Below are 13,830 nucleotides of genomic sequence, written 5' to 3'. Positions count from 1 at the left end.
CAGGGGTGTAAAGACCGGCGGTGTTCAGACGCGGCGCAGCAGGTCGTCGATCAACAGGCCGGCGAACACCGCCGCACCCAGCCAGTTGTTGTGCCGGAAAGCCTTGAAGCAGCCGGCGCGGTCGCGATCACGGATCAAGGTGTAGTGATAGCCGGCAATCGCCGCCGCCACCAGCAGGCCGGCGAACCAAGCTGGCCCTCGCCCGGCGGCGACACCCACGGCGGCGAGCAGGCCGAGCGTGGCCGCATAGCACAGCATCACCGCGGCGACGTCGAAGCGGCCGAAGGTGATGGCCGAAGACTTGATGCCGATCTTGAGGTCGTCGGGCCGATCGACCATCGCGTACTCGGTGTCGTAGGCGATCGCCCAGAAGACGTTGGCGAGCAGCATCGCCCAGGCGATGGCCGGCACTTCGCCCAGGATGGCGGCGAACCCCATCGGAATGCCGAAGCCGAAGGCGATGCCGAGATAACCCTGCGGAATGACGAGGAAGCGCTTGGTGAAGGGATAGCTGGCGGCCAGGAACAGCGCCGGCAGCGACAGCCAGAGAACCAGCGAATTCAACGGCAGGATCAGCAGGAAGGAGAGCAGCGACAGGCCACCTGCCAGCAACAGCGCCTCGCGGGCACTGACCATGCCGGTCGCCAGCGGACGGTTGCGGGTGCGCTCGACGTGGCCGTCGAAGTCGCGGTCGGCGTAGTCGTTGATGACGCAGCCGGCCGAACGCATCAGGAAGGTGCCGATGACGAAGATCGCCAGGATGTGCAACGGTGGCCAGCCCTCGGCGGCGAACCACAGCGCCCACAACGTCGGCCACAGCAGCAGCAGCGTGCCGATCGGCTTGTCGATCCGCATCAGGCGGGCGTAATGGGGAAGCTTGTCGCTGAAGCGCATGGTCTCGGTCATCGGGGCAGCTCGAAAATCGCAGGCAGAAAGAACTCGCTCACCATCAGCGCGCGGCCGTGACGGAGGAACAGCGAGCGGCGTCCCCACAGCTCGCGCTCCATCGCCACCGGCGGCTGCCGCGCCGACAGCACGGAACGGGCCCGATGATAACGCGCATCGCGCGCATCGAGCCGGGCGCAGGCCAGCGGCGCACGTTCGATCGCCGGGTCGGCGAACAGCGCGGCGCCGAGCGGACGCGCGCCGAAGCCGTGGAAGAGGTTCCACGCCCCCCGCACGTTGCGGCGCGGCAGCAGCGAGCGCGCGAACACCACCGGCACGCCGTCGGCAATCAGCAGAACCTCCCTCACCCACACCCGCTCACCCGCACGCAGGCCGAGCAGCACGGCTTCGTCCCGCACGCTCTGCCCCAGCCCCTGGTACAGCACCTCGACGCCGAAACGCCCACAGCGCCGGCGGATGCGGGCAGTGAGCGACGAAGGGTCGGTGAGCCAAGGGATCAGGGCTGACGGAACCGTGGCACGCGGCGGCGTCGATGACCAGGTTTCGCGATGGGGACAGGGAAGCATGGAATCTCTTGCGGGAACAGGCGGCATTCTAATCCGCATTGCCCACGAACAACGATTCCTTGCCGGAGCGCCGACCGTCAGCCAAGCTCCGATGGAGGAATGCCGAACAGACGCTCGGCGCTCTGACGCCCGCGCTCCAGGCCTTCGGAATTGTTAGCCTTTCGCATCAAATGCCCGATGAAATATTGCAATGCCGGGCGGCACGGGATGCGAGAAAGCAATGACCTGGAAGTACTCGGGCGGCAGATCCGGGTAGGTAAGGCTATCTTGATGCTTGAACCCGAACTTGCTGTAGTAGGCCGGATCTCCCACAAGCACGCAGCCAGAAGCACCTCTCCCCTCCAGGTCTTGCAGGGCTGAGCGCATGAGCTTTGAGCCAATGCCTTGTCTCTGACGATCTGGAGACACAGCGATTGGCCCGAGACCATACCAGCCTGCGACACCATTTGAAATGGATATGGGAGAGACAGCCACGTGCCCAACAATACCTCCGTCATCTTCAGCGACCAGCGATATGGCCAGGGCACCTGCCTCACGCAGGGCATCTACGATGAAATGCTCTGTGTGGGCTGTGTGAGGTGCATTAAGGAACGCCGCTTTTATCAGCGCATGAATTGCCGGGATGTCTGACGGGGACTCTTGGCGGACGGTTAATGGCATGCTGATCTCGATGAAGGCTAACGCTGAACCTTGCGGCAAACTTGGAGCCTCGAAGCGGCGAAAAGCTTGTCCGCCAACAGTGATTTCCAGGGGATATCTACACACTGCAGAATGAATGATACACGCTCATCAATTTTGCCGCGCGGGACTTCCAGCGTCTCGTAACCCCATTCCGAATACCACTTTCTCATACCTTCAAAAACCCTTACGGACTCCTCAAAATCTTGGTCGCGCTCTGAGTCCGTAGCATAGATTTCTTTCCATGGAGGAAGCAAAAATACAACGCCGTTATATGGAAACTTTTGAACGTACTGCGAAATTTCATGACGAGTTAACGCGCTCTCCACATCAAGCATGTACAGCGCGTCTAGCACCCCACGATCAAAGAACACGGTATGGTCGTAGGCACTTGCTTCCCGATATTTCCCAATATCGGAACGCAGGATCTCCTGGGCGAAAGAGCCCGGATCTGGCCGAGGTGTTAACCCTGCTGCCAACCGTTCTTTGATTATCCTACGGGCCGACTCCGGCACGACGCGATACCCACGCTCCGCCAGGGCATTCAGAATTGTGGTTTTGCCACCACTGGATGCATGTGTAGATGCCTAACGTGCAAGCTCAGCCGACGGCAAAAAGCGCAGCTTTTTGACGGTCGGCTGAAGGACTACAAAGGGACTTCCCACATCCGCCGTTGGCCTGTTCGGCCCGGCATCGAAGTGCCAAGATTGAATTGCAGAAGTTCAATCTGAGTCGGTGAAAGGGGAAGTCCAAATGAATGCTACGACGATCGGGGTGGATCTGGCAAAGAACGTGTTTGTGGCCTGCGTGGCTGATGGTGCGGGGCGCGTGGTCGAGACGCGCGAGTTCAACCGCGCCGGCTTCCTGGCCTGGCTGGCAACCTTGCCGCAGGGCACTGTGGTGGCGATGGAAGCGTGCGGCGGGGCGCATTGCTGGGGACGCACGATGGCCGCCCTGGGGCTGGAGCCGCGCCTGATGGCGGCCGAGTTCGTGCGGGCTTATCGCAAACGCCAGGCGGTCAAGAACGACCGCGCCGACGCAGCAGCGATCGTGGCCGCGCTGCACGCGCCAGGCATGCGCTTCATTCCGGTCAAGACCGAAGCCCAGCAGCAGCGGCTGGCCTGGCACAGCCTGCGCCTGGGTTGGATCGAGGAGCGGACCGCATTGCTGAACCGGATTCGCGGACTGTTGGCCGAGTTCGGCATGGTGGTCGAAACGGGTGCGACCCGTTTGCGGCGCTGGCTCGCCGAGCACGAATTCGACACCGCACAACCCGCCCCGATTCGCCTCCTGATCCAGAACGTGCGTGACCAACTGGACGCGCTCGACCTTCGGATCGCCGAGTGCGACCGGCAGATTGCCGCCCAGCACGCCAACGATGCGGCTGCCCGCCGTGCGCGTGAGCTGCCCGGTGTTGGCCTGCTCACCGCCGATGCGGTGAGCGCCAGCGTTGGTGACGCCACCCAGTTCCACAACGGCCGCCAGTTCGCCGCCTGGCTGGGGCTCACACCGAGCCAGTATTCCAGCGGCGGCAAGCCGAAGCTCGGGCGCATCACCCGACGCGGTGACGATTATCTGCGAACCTTGCTGGTGCAAGGCGCAAGGAGCGTGCTCGCGGCCACCTTGCGCAAGGCCCGTACCGCGCCTGACACGCTCACCCGGCTGCAGCAGTGGATCGTGAGCCTGAACGCTCGAGTGGGCTACCACAAGACGCTGGTGGCGATCGCCAACAAGCACGCGCGTCAGTTGTGGGCGGTGCTGGCCAAGGGCGAAGCGTACAACCCCGAGGCGTGGCGCCAGTGGGGTGAAGTGGCCGAGCAAGCGGCGGCCTGACGGAATCACCAGGAATCGATACGGAAAATGACTGCGCACGAGCGATAGGCAAAACAGGTCAGACCGACCGGCTGAGAGCCTGGCTAACCTGATGGCCGACCATGAAGGGTGTCGCGGCTGATCCCCGCGCCCCGGCCGCGCCGATGAATGATTGAGGCCAGCCGGAGCGGTTAGTCGCATGGCCCCGGCACGTGCGTGCCGAACAAGGCCGATTGGGGAAAGGCAGTCTGTTCTGTCCTTGTCCATCGCGATGTCGGCAGTCCAGAAGCGGTCACGCCCAGGCGTGATCAGCAGGAGAAGAAGATGCGTGCATGATCAACGGCTGCTGTCTGCAGAAAACAGTTGACGGGAAGTCCCTTGGGGAGATGTTAGGCGCAACGCTCGATTTTTGCGCGGAACACCAACATGACTAGCTTAAGGCCAAGGAGGACGCCGGCGGCCATGGCCAGAGGCACCAGTGCCTCAACATAGAACGAGGTTTGTGAGACGACCAGACGAACTAAACCGACAAGTGCCTGTGCCAAGCAGACGTAAGCGCCCAAATGGAAGAACTGAAGGGGCTGCCGAAAGTTGAACGGGTTGAGGTGCCATGAAGGGTGAAGCCACGCCTTTGCTGAGCGTGGGTTGATGACTTGAAGTCCGAGAACGAACAGCAGGCCGATTGGGCAGAAAGCGAAGTGAGCTGCCCCACGAATTTCGTCTTCCAACGTAGTCGTCGTAGGATCGACACAACGAGAGGAAGAACGACGTGAAGCGCATCCCGAAACAGGAATACACGGCTGAGTTCAAGGAGCAGGCCGTCAAGCGAGCTGACGAGGTCGGCGGCATCGGCCGTGTTGCCGAGGAACTGGGGTTGGTTGAGCAGACGCTGCGCAACTGGGTCAAGGCGGCGAAGGCGGGCAAGCTGAATCCGGCCGGCGCCAAGCAGATCACTGCCGAACAGATGGAGCTGTCCCGGTTGCGGGCTCAGGTCGCGCGGCTCGAGATGGAGCTGGAGATCACAAAAAAAGCGGCGGCATATTTCGCGAAGGATCTGCTGTGAAATATGCCTGGATCGAGACGCAGCGCAGATCCTTTCCGTTGCCTGTCCTGTGCGAGGCCTTATCGGTGAGCCAGAGCGGCTTTCGGGCTTGGCGGGGAGGCGGAACGCCGGACCGCAAGCGACTGACCGATGCGCAGGCCCTGGTGCTGATTCGTACGGTTCATCAGGAGGTCCGGCAGGCCTACGGGGCACGACGCATCCACGCCGAGTTGCGTGGGCGTGGCTACCGGCTCGGCTTGCCGCGCATCGAGCGGCTGATGCGCGAGAATGGCATCCGGGCACGGCACAGGCGGCGCTACAAGGCGACGACCGACTCCAGGCATCGCCTGCCGGTGGCCGACAATGTGCTCGAGCGCCAGTTCGCGCCTGAGGCGCCCAATCGCGTCTGGACAGGCGACATCACCTATATCGCCACCGCCGAGGGTTGGCTGTACCTGGCGGTGGTGATCGACCTGTTCAACCGCGAAGTGATCGGCTGGTCCATCAAACCACGGATGACGACCGACTTGGTGATCGATGCGTTGTCGATGGCATGGTTTCGCCGGCGGCCAGGACCGGGCGTGCTGTTCCACTCCGACCGGGGAAGTCAGTACGCCAGCCAGGCTTACCAGGCCCGCCTGGCCACGTACGCCATGCGCGGATCAATGTCGCGCAAGGGTAACTGCTGGGACAACGCACCGACTGAGAGCTTCTTCAACAGCCTCAAGAATGAGCGGGTGCATGGCGTGAGCTACGCGACCCGAAACGAGGCCATGAGCGATCTGTTCCAATACATTGCCGTGTTCTACAACCGGAGCCGCCGCCACTCCAGCTTGGGATATCTGTCGCCGACCACGTTCTTGCAGAACTGGATCGAGAGACAGGATCAGCAAGAAATGGCAGCATGAGGACGGTCAGTTGGAAGGCGGAAAACGTAGGGCACCTCAAAGATGGCCAGCAACGCACTCCACCCGATGGGTGGCGATGCCTGAGGACCAAGCGGCACGAAGAATGCGCCAACCGCTGACGCAGTAATGAGTGCCCATCGCACAATTAGCCAAACACGCATGCTTCTAACGCCTAACGGCCAAGATAAGCCGCCCGCAGTATGCGGGTCGGCTTGAGCGCCGGGTTAGACCCAAAGCGCAAAAACGAAAGTGACCGCACAGGCCACGGACTACGAAAACAATAGCTGCTTGCGCTTGCTGCACAAGGGCTAGAGGCCAAAAAGGCTTGAAACTGTCGCAACCCACGCAGGCGAAGCCCGAGCGAACGCCAAACACCCAGCGGATAAACGCTTGCGAGGGTAAATGGCGCTTGAATATTCATGGGCTGAAATGAGCAGGAATAAAAAGCAGGCTAACAGTGTAGTAGACGGAGCGGGCCGATGGATGAGTAGACGGAATCCACATATTGCCCACCCTGAATTATTCTATTAGCATTTCAATCCTGTAGATTCCAACTACATCGTCGATGACGTTAATCCAGACTCATGACCTTGTCAAACCATTCCGATACGGTAGTCCGCTTCTGGCGTAAGTACCGGTTTACACTCACCGAATCTGGTGTGAAGCCGTCGGCGGTGCAGTGGTACGCCCGCCACGCCGAAGCCTACGTCAAGGCTGCCGACGGACAGCGCCTCGCCACTCACTCGGTAGCCACAGTGGAGTCCTGGCTGGGAGAGCTGGGCAGGGTAGACGGAATGGCGACGTGGCAATTCACGCAAGCCGTGGATGCGGTGCGCCACTTGTTGACGATGGCGGGGGCACCTGCGGCGACCGAGGTGGATTGGGCGTTCTGGCGCGAAGGGGGCCGTCCCCTGGGGGCAAGTCATCCAACGATTGCGCGCGCAATGAGCAGTCCGCCCCCCTGCGATGGCGGCTGCGTGCCGCAGCAGTCCCCTGGCGGCCGCCTGGTGGCGGTGATCCGCCAGCGCAATTATTCGATCCGCTCTGAGCAGGCCTATCTTGGGTGGCTTGAACGCTATCTACGTTTCATCGGCGGTCGCGATCCCGCGCAGGCGGGGGCGGCGCAGGTGAAGGCTTTTTTGCAGGCACTCGCGGTGCAAGGGCAAGTGGCGGCCAATACGCAGAATCAGGCGCTCAATGCGCTGGTGTTCTTTTACGCTCAGGTGCTGGAACAGCCCTTGGGCGAGCTGGGCGCTTTTGCGCGCGCGAAGCGTCCGCAGCGCTTGCCGGTGGTGTTGACGGCGGACGAGGTGAGGCGACTGCTGGCGGCTTTGCAGGGCATGCCGGCGACGATGGCTGCGCTGCTGTACGGAACCGGAATGCGCCTGATGGAATGCTTGCGCGTGAGGATCAAGGATGTCGACTTTGCCTATGGCCAGATCGTGGTGCGCGACGGCAAGGGCCAGAAGGATCGCGTGGTTCCGCTACCGCAGCGCCTGATTGAGCCGCTGCGGCGCCATCTGGACAAGGTCCGGTCCTTGCATCGTGACGACCTCGCGCTGGGGGCCGGGGCCGTGTATCTGCCTGATGCGCTGGCGCGCAAGTATCCGGGTGCGGCGCGAGAATGGGGTTGGCAGTATGTTTTCCCCGCCAGTCGGCTGGCGGCCGACCCGCGCGACGGCACCGTGAGGCGTCATCACCTGCATGAGAGCAGCTTGCAGAAGGCGGTTCATGCTGCGGCGAAGGCGGCGGGTATCGACAAGCCGGTGAGCTGCCATGCCTTGCGCCACAGTTTTGCCACCCACATGCTGGAGGGCGGCTACGACATCCGTACCGTGCAGGAACTGCTCGGCCATGCCGATGTGAAGACGACGATGATCTACACCCATGTGCTCAACCGCGGCGGGCTGGGGGTGGTGAGTCCGCTGGACAGGGTTTGAGGGGCGCTCTCGGGCGGGAGTCTTGCCGTCAGAAATTTTGCAGCAGCGCGACGACGGCCTTTTCAAGATCTGGCAGGTGTTCAGAAACGACATTCCAGACAAGTTCGAGATCGACCCCCGGATACTGATGGGCAAGCACGTTGCGCAATCCGCCGATCTGCCGCCAAGGCATGCCCGGCGCGCGCTCCTCAAACCATTCGCTGCCTCTAGGTCCTTGACTGCCTGACCGATGATTTCAAGATTCTGGATGACCGCATCCTGAGTCTTCGGGTCGGAAAGAAATGCCTCTCGTCCCTCGCCGGTATATGCCTGGATACGCTCCAGACAGAGCAGGATGTGGTTCAGGAAAACGCGCGCGTCACGGCTCACAGCGGACGAGCCTCGTTGAGGATCCGCTCACGCAGAAAGGGGCTGATGCTGTTCGGCGTAACGACGTCGGCCCGCCTGCCGACGATGGCTTCGAGGTCTTGCTGGAGGCCGATGAGATCGAGCAGCGAAGCCTGAGGGTCGAATTCGACCAGAAAGTCGATATCGGAGCCGGGACCATCCTCGCCACGGGCGACGGAGCCAAATACGCGCAGATTACGCCCCCGATGCGCGGCGGTTGCGTGCAGCAGTTTTTCGCGTTGATCGGCCAGCCGTTCGAGTGTCGTCATGGCTTCGCTCCCGAGCTTTCCATGCCCGAAGTGTAGTGAAACTGGAGCCCGCCTGCATGCCTCGCGCAATGGCGGCGGGCTTGGCGTGGTGAACCCGCTCGACAGGTTTCGAGGGGGAGATTCCGGTACGCTCTTCCGGCTACGCCCGCAGCAGCGCCTCGCGCCCGCCCAGCCAGCGCTGCATCAGGAGTTCTGCGGCCTCTGGCATGTCACGCAGCATGCGCTCGGCGAGTTCGCGCGCAGGTTCGATCAGGCCGGTGTCGTTCTCCAGGCTCGCGTAGCGCAGCAGCGGCAGGCCGCTCTGGCGGGCGCCGACGAATTCGCCGGGACCGCGGATGCGCAGGTCGGCGCGGGCGATCTCGAAGCCGTCGGTATTCTCGTAGATCACTTTCAGGCGTTCGCGGCCGGTCTGCGACAACGGCTGGGCGTAGAGCAGGATACAGACCGATTCGGCGCGGCCGCGGCCGACGCGGCCGCGCAGCTGGTGCAGTTGGGCGAGGCCGAAGCGTTCGGCGTGTTCGATGACCATCAGGCTGGCATTGGGCACGTCGACGCCGACTTCGATGACGGTGGTGGCGACCAGCACGTCGATTTCCCCAGTTGCAAAGGCTTTCATCGTTGCCGATTTTTCGTCGGCCTTGAGCCGGCCATGCACCAGGCCGACCTGCAGCTCGGGCAGCGCTTCGGCCAGTGCCTCGAAGGTCTCGACTGCCGTCTGCAATTGAAGAGCTTCGGACTCCTCGATCAAGGGACACACCCAGTAGGCCTGGCGGCCACCGAGGCAGGCCTGGCGCACGCGTTCGACCACTTCGTCGCGGCGGGCGTCGGATGCGAGCTTGGTGCGGATCGGCGTGCGTCCGGGCGGCAGTTCGTCCAGTACCGAGACGTCGAGGTCGGCGTAGTGCGTCATCGCCAGCGTGCGCGGGATCGGCGTCGCCGACATCATCAGCATGTGCGGGCGGCGGTTTTCCTCGCCTTTCTCGCGCAGGGCCAGGCGCTGGCGCACGCCGAAGCGATGCTGTTCGTCGACCACCGCCAGCGCCAGCCGCGGCATCGTCACCGGGTCTTCGATCAGCGCATGGGTGCCGACGGCGAGCAGCAGCTCGCCGCTGTGCAGGCGTTCGAGCACGGCTTCGCGCTCGCGTTTCCTGCGGCTGCCCGACAGCCATGCGACTTCGATGCCGAGCGGCGCCAGCCAGTCGGACAGCTTGCGCCAGTGCTGCTCGGCGAGAATCTCGGTCGGTGCCATCATCGCCGCCTGCCAGCCGTTGTCCACCGCCTGCAGCATCGCCAGTGCAGCCACCAGGGTCTTGCCGCTGCCGACGTCGCCCTGCAGCAGGCGCTGCATCGGATGCGGCGCGGCGAGGTCGGCGGCGATCTCGGCCGCGGCACGACGCTGCGCGCCGGTGGGCTGGAAAGGCAGCGTTTCGAGCAGGGCTCGCGGCAGGCGGTCCTGCACCGGCAGCGGCACGGCACGGCGCGCGCGGCGGGCGTTGTAGGCGCGCCGCAGCGACATCTGCTGCACCAGCAGTTCCTCGAATTTGATGCGGCGCCAGGCGGGGTGTTCGCGCAGCTCGAGCGCCGCCGGGTCGGCATCGGGCGCCGGATGATGCAGCGCGCGCAAGGCTTCGGCGAAGCCCGGCAGGTGCAGCTTGCGCAATACGTCCGGCGGCAGCGGATCGTCGAGCGGCTCGCTCGCCAGCGCGCGGTCGATCAGCTTGCGCAGCGTCGCCTGCCCCACCCCGGCGGTGGCCGGATAGACCGGCGTCAGGGCTTCGGGCAGCGGCTCGCCCTGCTCCACCGGGCGCACGCGGGGGTGCACCATCTCGACGCCGAAGAAGCCGACGCGCGGCTCGCCGAACAGGCGCACCCGGCGCCCCACGGCAAGCTGCTTCTGCTGCGAGGGGTAGAAATTGAGCCAGCGTGCCACCAGCACGCCCGAAGCATCGCGAATGCGGGCGACGAGCTGCCGCCGAGGGCGCAGTACCACTTCGCACGACGCCACCTCGCCTTCGACCTGGGCGAGGAAACCCGGCCGGGCGTCGGCAATCGGCGTCAGCCGGGTTTCGTCCTCGTAGCGCAGCGGCAGGTGCAGCAGCAGGTCCCGCGGGCTGCGGATGTCGAGCTTGGCCAACAGTCCGGCGAGCTGTGCCCCCACGCCCGGCCACGGCTGCGGCGCGGGAGGCCGGGCGGGAGATGACGCCTCCCGGCCGGGCTTTGCATCGGCGGCATCGGTCCGGGCGGCGGCTTGCTTCGCGCGGGCCACTGCGGAGCCGGTATCAGTCGAGCACGATGGTCAGATCGGCCTCGACCAGCGCGCCGCGCGGCAGTTCGCGCACGCCGACGGTGGCGCGGGCCGGATAGGGCTCGGCGAAATAGCGCGTCATCACTTCATTGACGACACCGAAATTGGCCAGGTCGGTCAGATAGATGGTGATCTTGGCCACTTCGGCGAACGACGTACCGGCCGCCTCGGCCACCGCCTTCAGGTTCTCGAACACGCGCACGGCCTGGGCCTCGATGCCTTCGACCAGTTCCATGCTGACGGGATCGAGACCGATCTGGCCGGACAGGAAGACCTGGTTGCCGACCTTGACGGCCTGGGAATACGGGCCGATGGCGGCGGGAGCGCTGGGCGTGGAGATGATGCTGCGGGCCATGGTTCAACCTCGTTGGATAAAGGCCCACATTCTAAACCGCACGCCAGCCTCCCGCAGGCCGGCCGGCGTTTCGTTCAGTCCTGCTGGCGCAGCGTGATCTCGCAGCCGAGGCGGTTGATCACTTTCTGCATCCCCTTGCGGGCCCGGGTATTGAAGACGAGCGGCGCCATGAAGTTGGCGCTCAGCCCGGCGCTGGCCGGCCCGGCTTCTTCAGCGCTTTGAGAGCGCACGATGATCGCCACCGCGACGTCGTCGACGCCTTCGAGCGCCAGCAAGGCCACCTCCTCGTCGCTCAGGGCGAATTCGAGGTTCACGCCGAGCCGCATCGGCGCGGTGATCGAGAATGCCACCTCGGGCTCATCCACCGACTGCAGCAGGAAGACCTCTGCCTCGTGCCCTTCTTCATGCACCAGCGCGAAGCGGCGGCATTGCTCGAAACCGGGCAGGCCGGCGGGAAACTCGATGATGCGATCGTCGGCGACCTCGACGGTACCGAACTCCGGACTCCTGATTTGCATGGATGCTCCCCTAAATGGAATGGATCGAGCCAGATCGGGCTTCAGCGCCTTTTCTTCTCTGGTGCCAGTAGCATACCCGCCTCGGCCCCTGCCGCGCGCAGTGCAGCCTGGGCTTTTTGCGCAGCCTCGCGGTCGGCGAAGGGGCCGAGCACGACGCGGCTCTGGATGCCGGCCTGCAAACCCTGGGCTGCAAGCGCCCGTTGCAGCGCAAGCGCATTGGCGGGATCGCCGAACACACCGAGCTGGATGCGGTATCCATCCGCCGGCGCCGGCGGTGCGTCGGCAAAAATCGGCTCCGCGGCTTCGGCTGCCGGGCTGCTTGCGGGCGAGGGCACGGACATAGCCGTCTCCTCAGGCGTCTGCGCCGGCTCCGGAGCGGCCCCGCGGACGGCGGCTGAATCGCCTGCCGCGGCGATACCCGCCTCCATCGGTGCGAACAAGCCGCTGCCGAGCGAGGGCGCCGGCGCGACAGCATCCGGCATCGGGCGGGCGCCATCGCCAGGCAGACGCTGTTCGAGCGACAGCGCCGCAATCAGGGCGGCAACCGCCGCCAGCAGGGCAGCGCCAGCCATGCGCAGCGCGGCATTGCGCTGGCTTCGCCGCGCTGCCGTCACTGGCGGCCTCCGCTGCGTGCAAGGGACACCAGCAAGCCCGCTTCGGCAATGCTGATGCCGCAGCGCGCCGCAATCTCTTCGGCGTCCAGGCCCTGCTCGGCCAGGCGCGTGGCTTCGGCGTATTCGGGCGAAGCCATCGACTGTGGCGACTGCGCATGCAGAGACTCTTCGAGCTGCTGCCTCAGCCCGGCGACTTCGGCCTGCAGCGTCTCGATCTCGGCCCGCTGCCGATCGACCAGCGCCTGCTGACCGTCGAGCAGGCGCCGCAAGCGCTGTGTTTCCAATGTCGAACGGAATGCTTCCGGCTCGTTCCCGGCAGCGCTATCGGCTGTGGCCGCATTCAGCCTTGGCGCATGGTCGAAGCCTTCGCCGTCGTCCTCCTCGCCTGCAGCAACAGCAGCCACCACCTGCTGCCCGGGAGCCGTGGCCGAAGCAGCCGTGGCCTCGGGCGGGGACATCGGATCACGGCTGAGCCACACCGCACGCAGGAACTGCCAGCCGGCCAGCAACAGCAGCAGGAGGACGAGAATCCACAAGGCCTGCCGCAGACTCATCCGGCCACCCTCCTGCCCGGCGGCATCGAATCGCCGGCAGCGGCAGCACCGAAATCGGGCAGGCATGCGGTACATGCTGGCATCGGCAGGAGAGGCATCATCGGCAAACACGGCCTGGAACGGAATTCGCCCGATAATACTGCCCGCCTCTGCCGACCACAAACCCAGGCACGAACCAGGAACCCGAACCCCGATGGATCTTTCCCTGCTGCTCTTCTCGCTCAAGAAACTGGCTGCCGCCTTCGCCCTGCCGCCGCTGCTGCCGCTGCTGCCGATTGCCCTCGGCCTGGCGCTGCTCGGCCGCTTTCCGCGCCTGGGGCGAACCCTGGGCTGGGGCGGCCTGGCCCTCGGCCTGCTGCTGAGTGCTCCTGCAAGCGTGGGCTGGCTGGTGGCGCAAGTCGAAGATCCCGCGCCCCTGTCGGCCGACGCCATCAGGAACGCCGATGCCATCGTGATCCTCGGTGCCGGCCGGCGCGCCTATGCACCCGAATTCGGCGGCGAAACGGTGAGCCGCCTGGCGCTGGAACGCCTGCGCTATGGCGCACACCTGGCGCGCGCGACCGGGCTGCCCATCCTGGTCAGCGGCGGCGCCGGCCCCGGCAAGACAGCGGAAGCGGTACTGATGAAAGCCGCGCTGGAAGAAGACTTCGGCCTCACGGTGCGATGGGTGGAAGAACGTGCGCGCGACACCCGGGAGAATGCCCGCTACGCCAGCGCGATTCTCGGCACGACCGGCATGCGGCGCATCCTGCTGGTGACCCACGCCGCCCACATGCCTCGCGCCCAGGCCGAATTCGAAGCGGCGGGGCTGACCGTGCAGCCGGCCCCGACCGGCTGGCTCGGCAACCACAACGAACCGGCGGCCGAAAACAGCTGGCTGGCGGAACTGCCCAACCCGCACAGCACCTACGCCGGCTGGTTCGCCCTGCATGAAGCGCTGGGGCGGCTCGCCTACCGCCTGTCGCGCTGAGCGGGC

The 13,830-nt window shown here is 64.8% G+C and carries 15 protein-coding genes and 3 pseudogenes; 4 read left to right on the top strand and 14 right to left on the bottom strand.

Features of this window, described 5'->3' with window-relative positions:
- Positions 1 to 24 precede the first annotated feature (24 nt).
- The 4 genes and pseudogenes from ubiA to ACNQFN_RS04300 form a co-directional block, all read right to left on the bottom strand.
- Positions 25 to 906 (bottom strand): 4-hydroxybenzoate octaprenyltransferase, encoded by an 882-nt coding sequence (gene ubiA / locus ACNQFN_RS04315; RefSeq protein WP_418648084.1) that lies wholly within the window; start codon positions 904 to 906, stop codon positions 25 to 27.
- The gene (locus ACNQFN_RS04310; protein WP_418648083.1) at positions 903 to 1,472 is read right to left on the bottom strand and encodes a chorismate--pyruvate lyase family protein; all 570 of its coding nucleotides are present in this window, start codon (positions 1,470 to 1,472) and stop codon (positions 903 to 905) included. The genes ubiA and ACNQFN_RS04310 overlap by 4 nt, the downstream gene beginning before the upstream one ends.
- Before the next feature lie 153 nt (positions 1,473 to 1,625).
- Entirely contained in the window at positions 1,626 to 2,132 is a 507-nt protein-coding gene (locus tag ACNQFN_RS04305) for a GNAT family N-acetyltransferase (RefSeq protein WP_418648082.1), read from the bottom strand.
- A gap of 17 nt (positions 2,133 to 2,149) precedes the next feature.
- Positions 2,150 to 2,713, bottom strand: a pseudogene (locus ACNQFN_RS04300) (AAA family ATPase); the annotation flags it as partial.
- Between the two features lie 190 nt (positions 2,714 to 2,903).
- Between ACNQFN_RS04300 and ACNQFN_RS04295 the strand changes: the two are divergent.
- Positions 2,904 to 3,983 carry an IS110 family transposase gene (locus ACNQFN_RS04295; protein WP_068639414.1) on the top strand — a complete coding sequence of 360 codons (1,080 nt, stop codon included), beginning with the start codon at positions 2,904 to 2,906 and terminating at the stop codon, positions 3,981 to 3,983.
- Between the two features lie 368 nt (positions 3,984 to 4,351).
- On the opposite strand, the gene ACNQFN_RS04290 is transcribed toward ACNQFN_RS04295, so the two are convergent.
- A complete protein-coding gene (locus ACNQFN_RS04290; protein ID WP_418648081.1) occupies positions 4,352 to 4,690 on the bottom strand; it encodes a hypothetical protein in 339 nt (112 codons plus the stop codon).
- Between the two features lie 41 nt (positions 4,691 to 4,731).
- Between ACNQFN_RS04290 and ACNQFN_RS04285 the strand changes: the two genes are divergently transcribed.
- Positions 4,732 to 5,912, top strand: a protein-coding gene (locus ACNQFN_RS04285) for an IS3 family transposase (protein ID WP_418648080.1) whose coding sequence is annotated in 2 segments (ribosomal slippage) — positions 4,732 to 4,984 and positions 4,984 to 5,912 — 1,182 coding nt in all. Because the reading frame shifts where the segments join, the coding sequence is not laid out codon by codon here.
- 172 nt (positions 5,913 to 6,084) lie between these two features.
- On the opposite strand, the gene ACNQFN_RS04280 is transcribed toward ACNQFN_RS04285, so the two are convergent.
- Positions 6,085 to 6,333: a DUF1010 domain-containing protein gene (locus ACNQFN_RS04280; RefSeq protein ID WP_418648079.1), complete on the bottom strand. Its 249-nt coding sequence runs from the start codon at positions 6,331 to 6,333 to the stop codon at positions 6,085 to 6,087.
- Positions 6,334 to 6,496: 163 nt separating this feature from the next.
- Here ACNQFN_RS04280 and ACNQFN_RS04275 point away from each other — a divergent pair, with 163 nt between their 5' ends.
- Entirely contained in the window at positions 6,497 to 7,852 is a 1,356-nt protein-coding gene (locus ACNQFN_RS04275) for an integron integrase (protein WP_418648078.1), read from the top strand.
- Between the two features lie 28 nt (positions 7,853 to 7,880).
- On the opposite strand, the pseudogene ACNQFN_RS04270 reads toward ACNQFN_RS04275, so the two are convergent.
- The 8 genes and pseudogenes from ACNQFN_RS04270 to ACNQFN_RS04235 all read right to left on the bottom strand — a co-directional run.
- A pseudogene (locus ACNQFN_RS04270) lies at positions 7,881 to 8,033 on the bottom strand (DUF86 domain-containing protein); the annotation flags it as partial.
- A 29-nt stretch (positions 8,034 to 8,062) separates the two neighbouring features.
- Positions 8,063 to 8,221 (bottom strand): annotated as a pseudogene (locus tag ACNQFN_RS04265) (DUF86 domain-containing protein); the annotation flags it as partial.
- Positions 8,218 to 8,508 (bottom strand): nucleotidyltransferase family protein, encoded by a 291-nt coding sequence (locus ACNQFN_RS04260; RefSeq protein WP_418648077.1) that lies wholly within the window; start codon positions 8,506 to 8,508, stop codon positions 8,218 to 8,220. The gene ACNQFN_RS04260 and the pseudogene ACNQFN_RS04265, both read right to left, overlap by 4 nt.
- Positions 8,509 to 8,647: 139 nt before the next feature.
- Positions 8,648 to 10,666, bottom strand: coding sequence for an ATP-dependent DNA helicase RecG (gene recG, locus ACNQFN_RS04255; protein ID WP_418648076.1), 2,019 nt, complete (start codon positions 10,664 to 10,666; stop codon positions 8,648 to 8,650).
- Between the two features lie 121 nt (positions 10,667 to 10,787).
- Positions 10,788 to 11,168, bottom strand: coding sequence for a RidA family protein (locus tag ACNQFN_RS04250; RefSeq protein ID WP_418648075.1), 381 nt, complete (start codon positions 11,166 to 11,168; stop codon positions 10,788 to 10,790).
- A 74-nt stretch (positions 11,169 to 11,242) separates the two neighbouring features.
- A complete protein-coding gene (gene fliW, locus ACNQFN_RS04245; RefSeq protein WP_418648074.1) occupies positions 11,243 to 11,686 on the bottom strand; it encodes a flagellar assembly protein FliW in 444 nt (147 codons plus the stop codon).
- 41 nt (positions 11,687 to 11,727) lie between these two features.
- Entirely contained in the window at positions 11,728 to 12,300 is a 573-nt protein-coding gene (locus ACNQFN_RS04240; protein WP_068638836.1) for an SPOR domain-containing protein, read from the bottom strand.
- A complete protein-coding gene (locus ACNQFN_RS04235) occupies positions 12,297 to 12,854 on the bottom strand; it encodes a DUF2802 domain-containing protein (protein WP_418648073.1) in 558 nt (185 codons plus the stop codon). The genes ACNQFN_RS04240 and ACNQFN_RS04235 overlap by 4 nt, the downstream gene beginning before the upstream one ends.
- Before the next feature lie 193 nt (positions 12,855 to 13,047).
- Here ACNQFN_RS04235 and ACNQFN_RS04230 point away from each other — a divergent pair, with 193 nt between their 5' ends.
- Entirely contained in the window at positions 13,048 to 13,824 is a 777-nt protein-coding gene (locus tag ACNQFN_RS04230; protein ID WP_418648072.1) for a YdcF family protein, read from the top strand.
- The last annotated feature ends 6 nt before the right edge of the window (positions 13,825 to 13,830 follow it).

The organism is Thauera butanivorans, from assembly GCF_048398245.1.
Lineage (GTDB): Bacteria > Pseudomonadota > Gammaproteobacteria > Burkholderiales > Rhodocyclaceae > Thauera > Thauera butanivorans.
The sequence above is the reverse complement of the archived record's forward strand: the minus strand, read 5'-3'. Positions and strand labels throughout refer to the sequence as shown.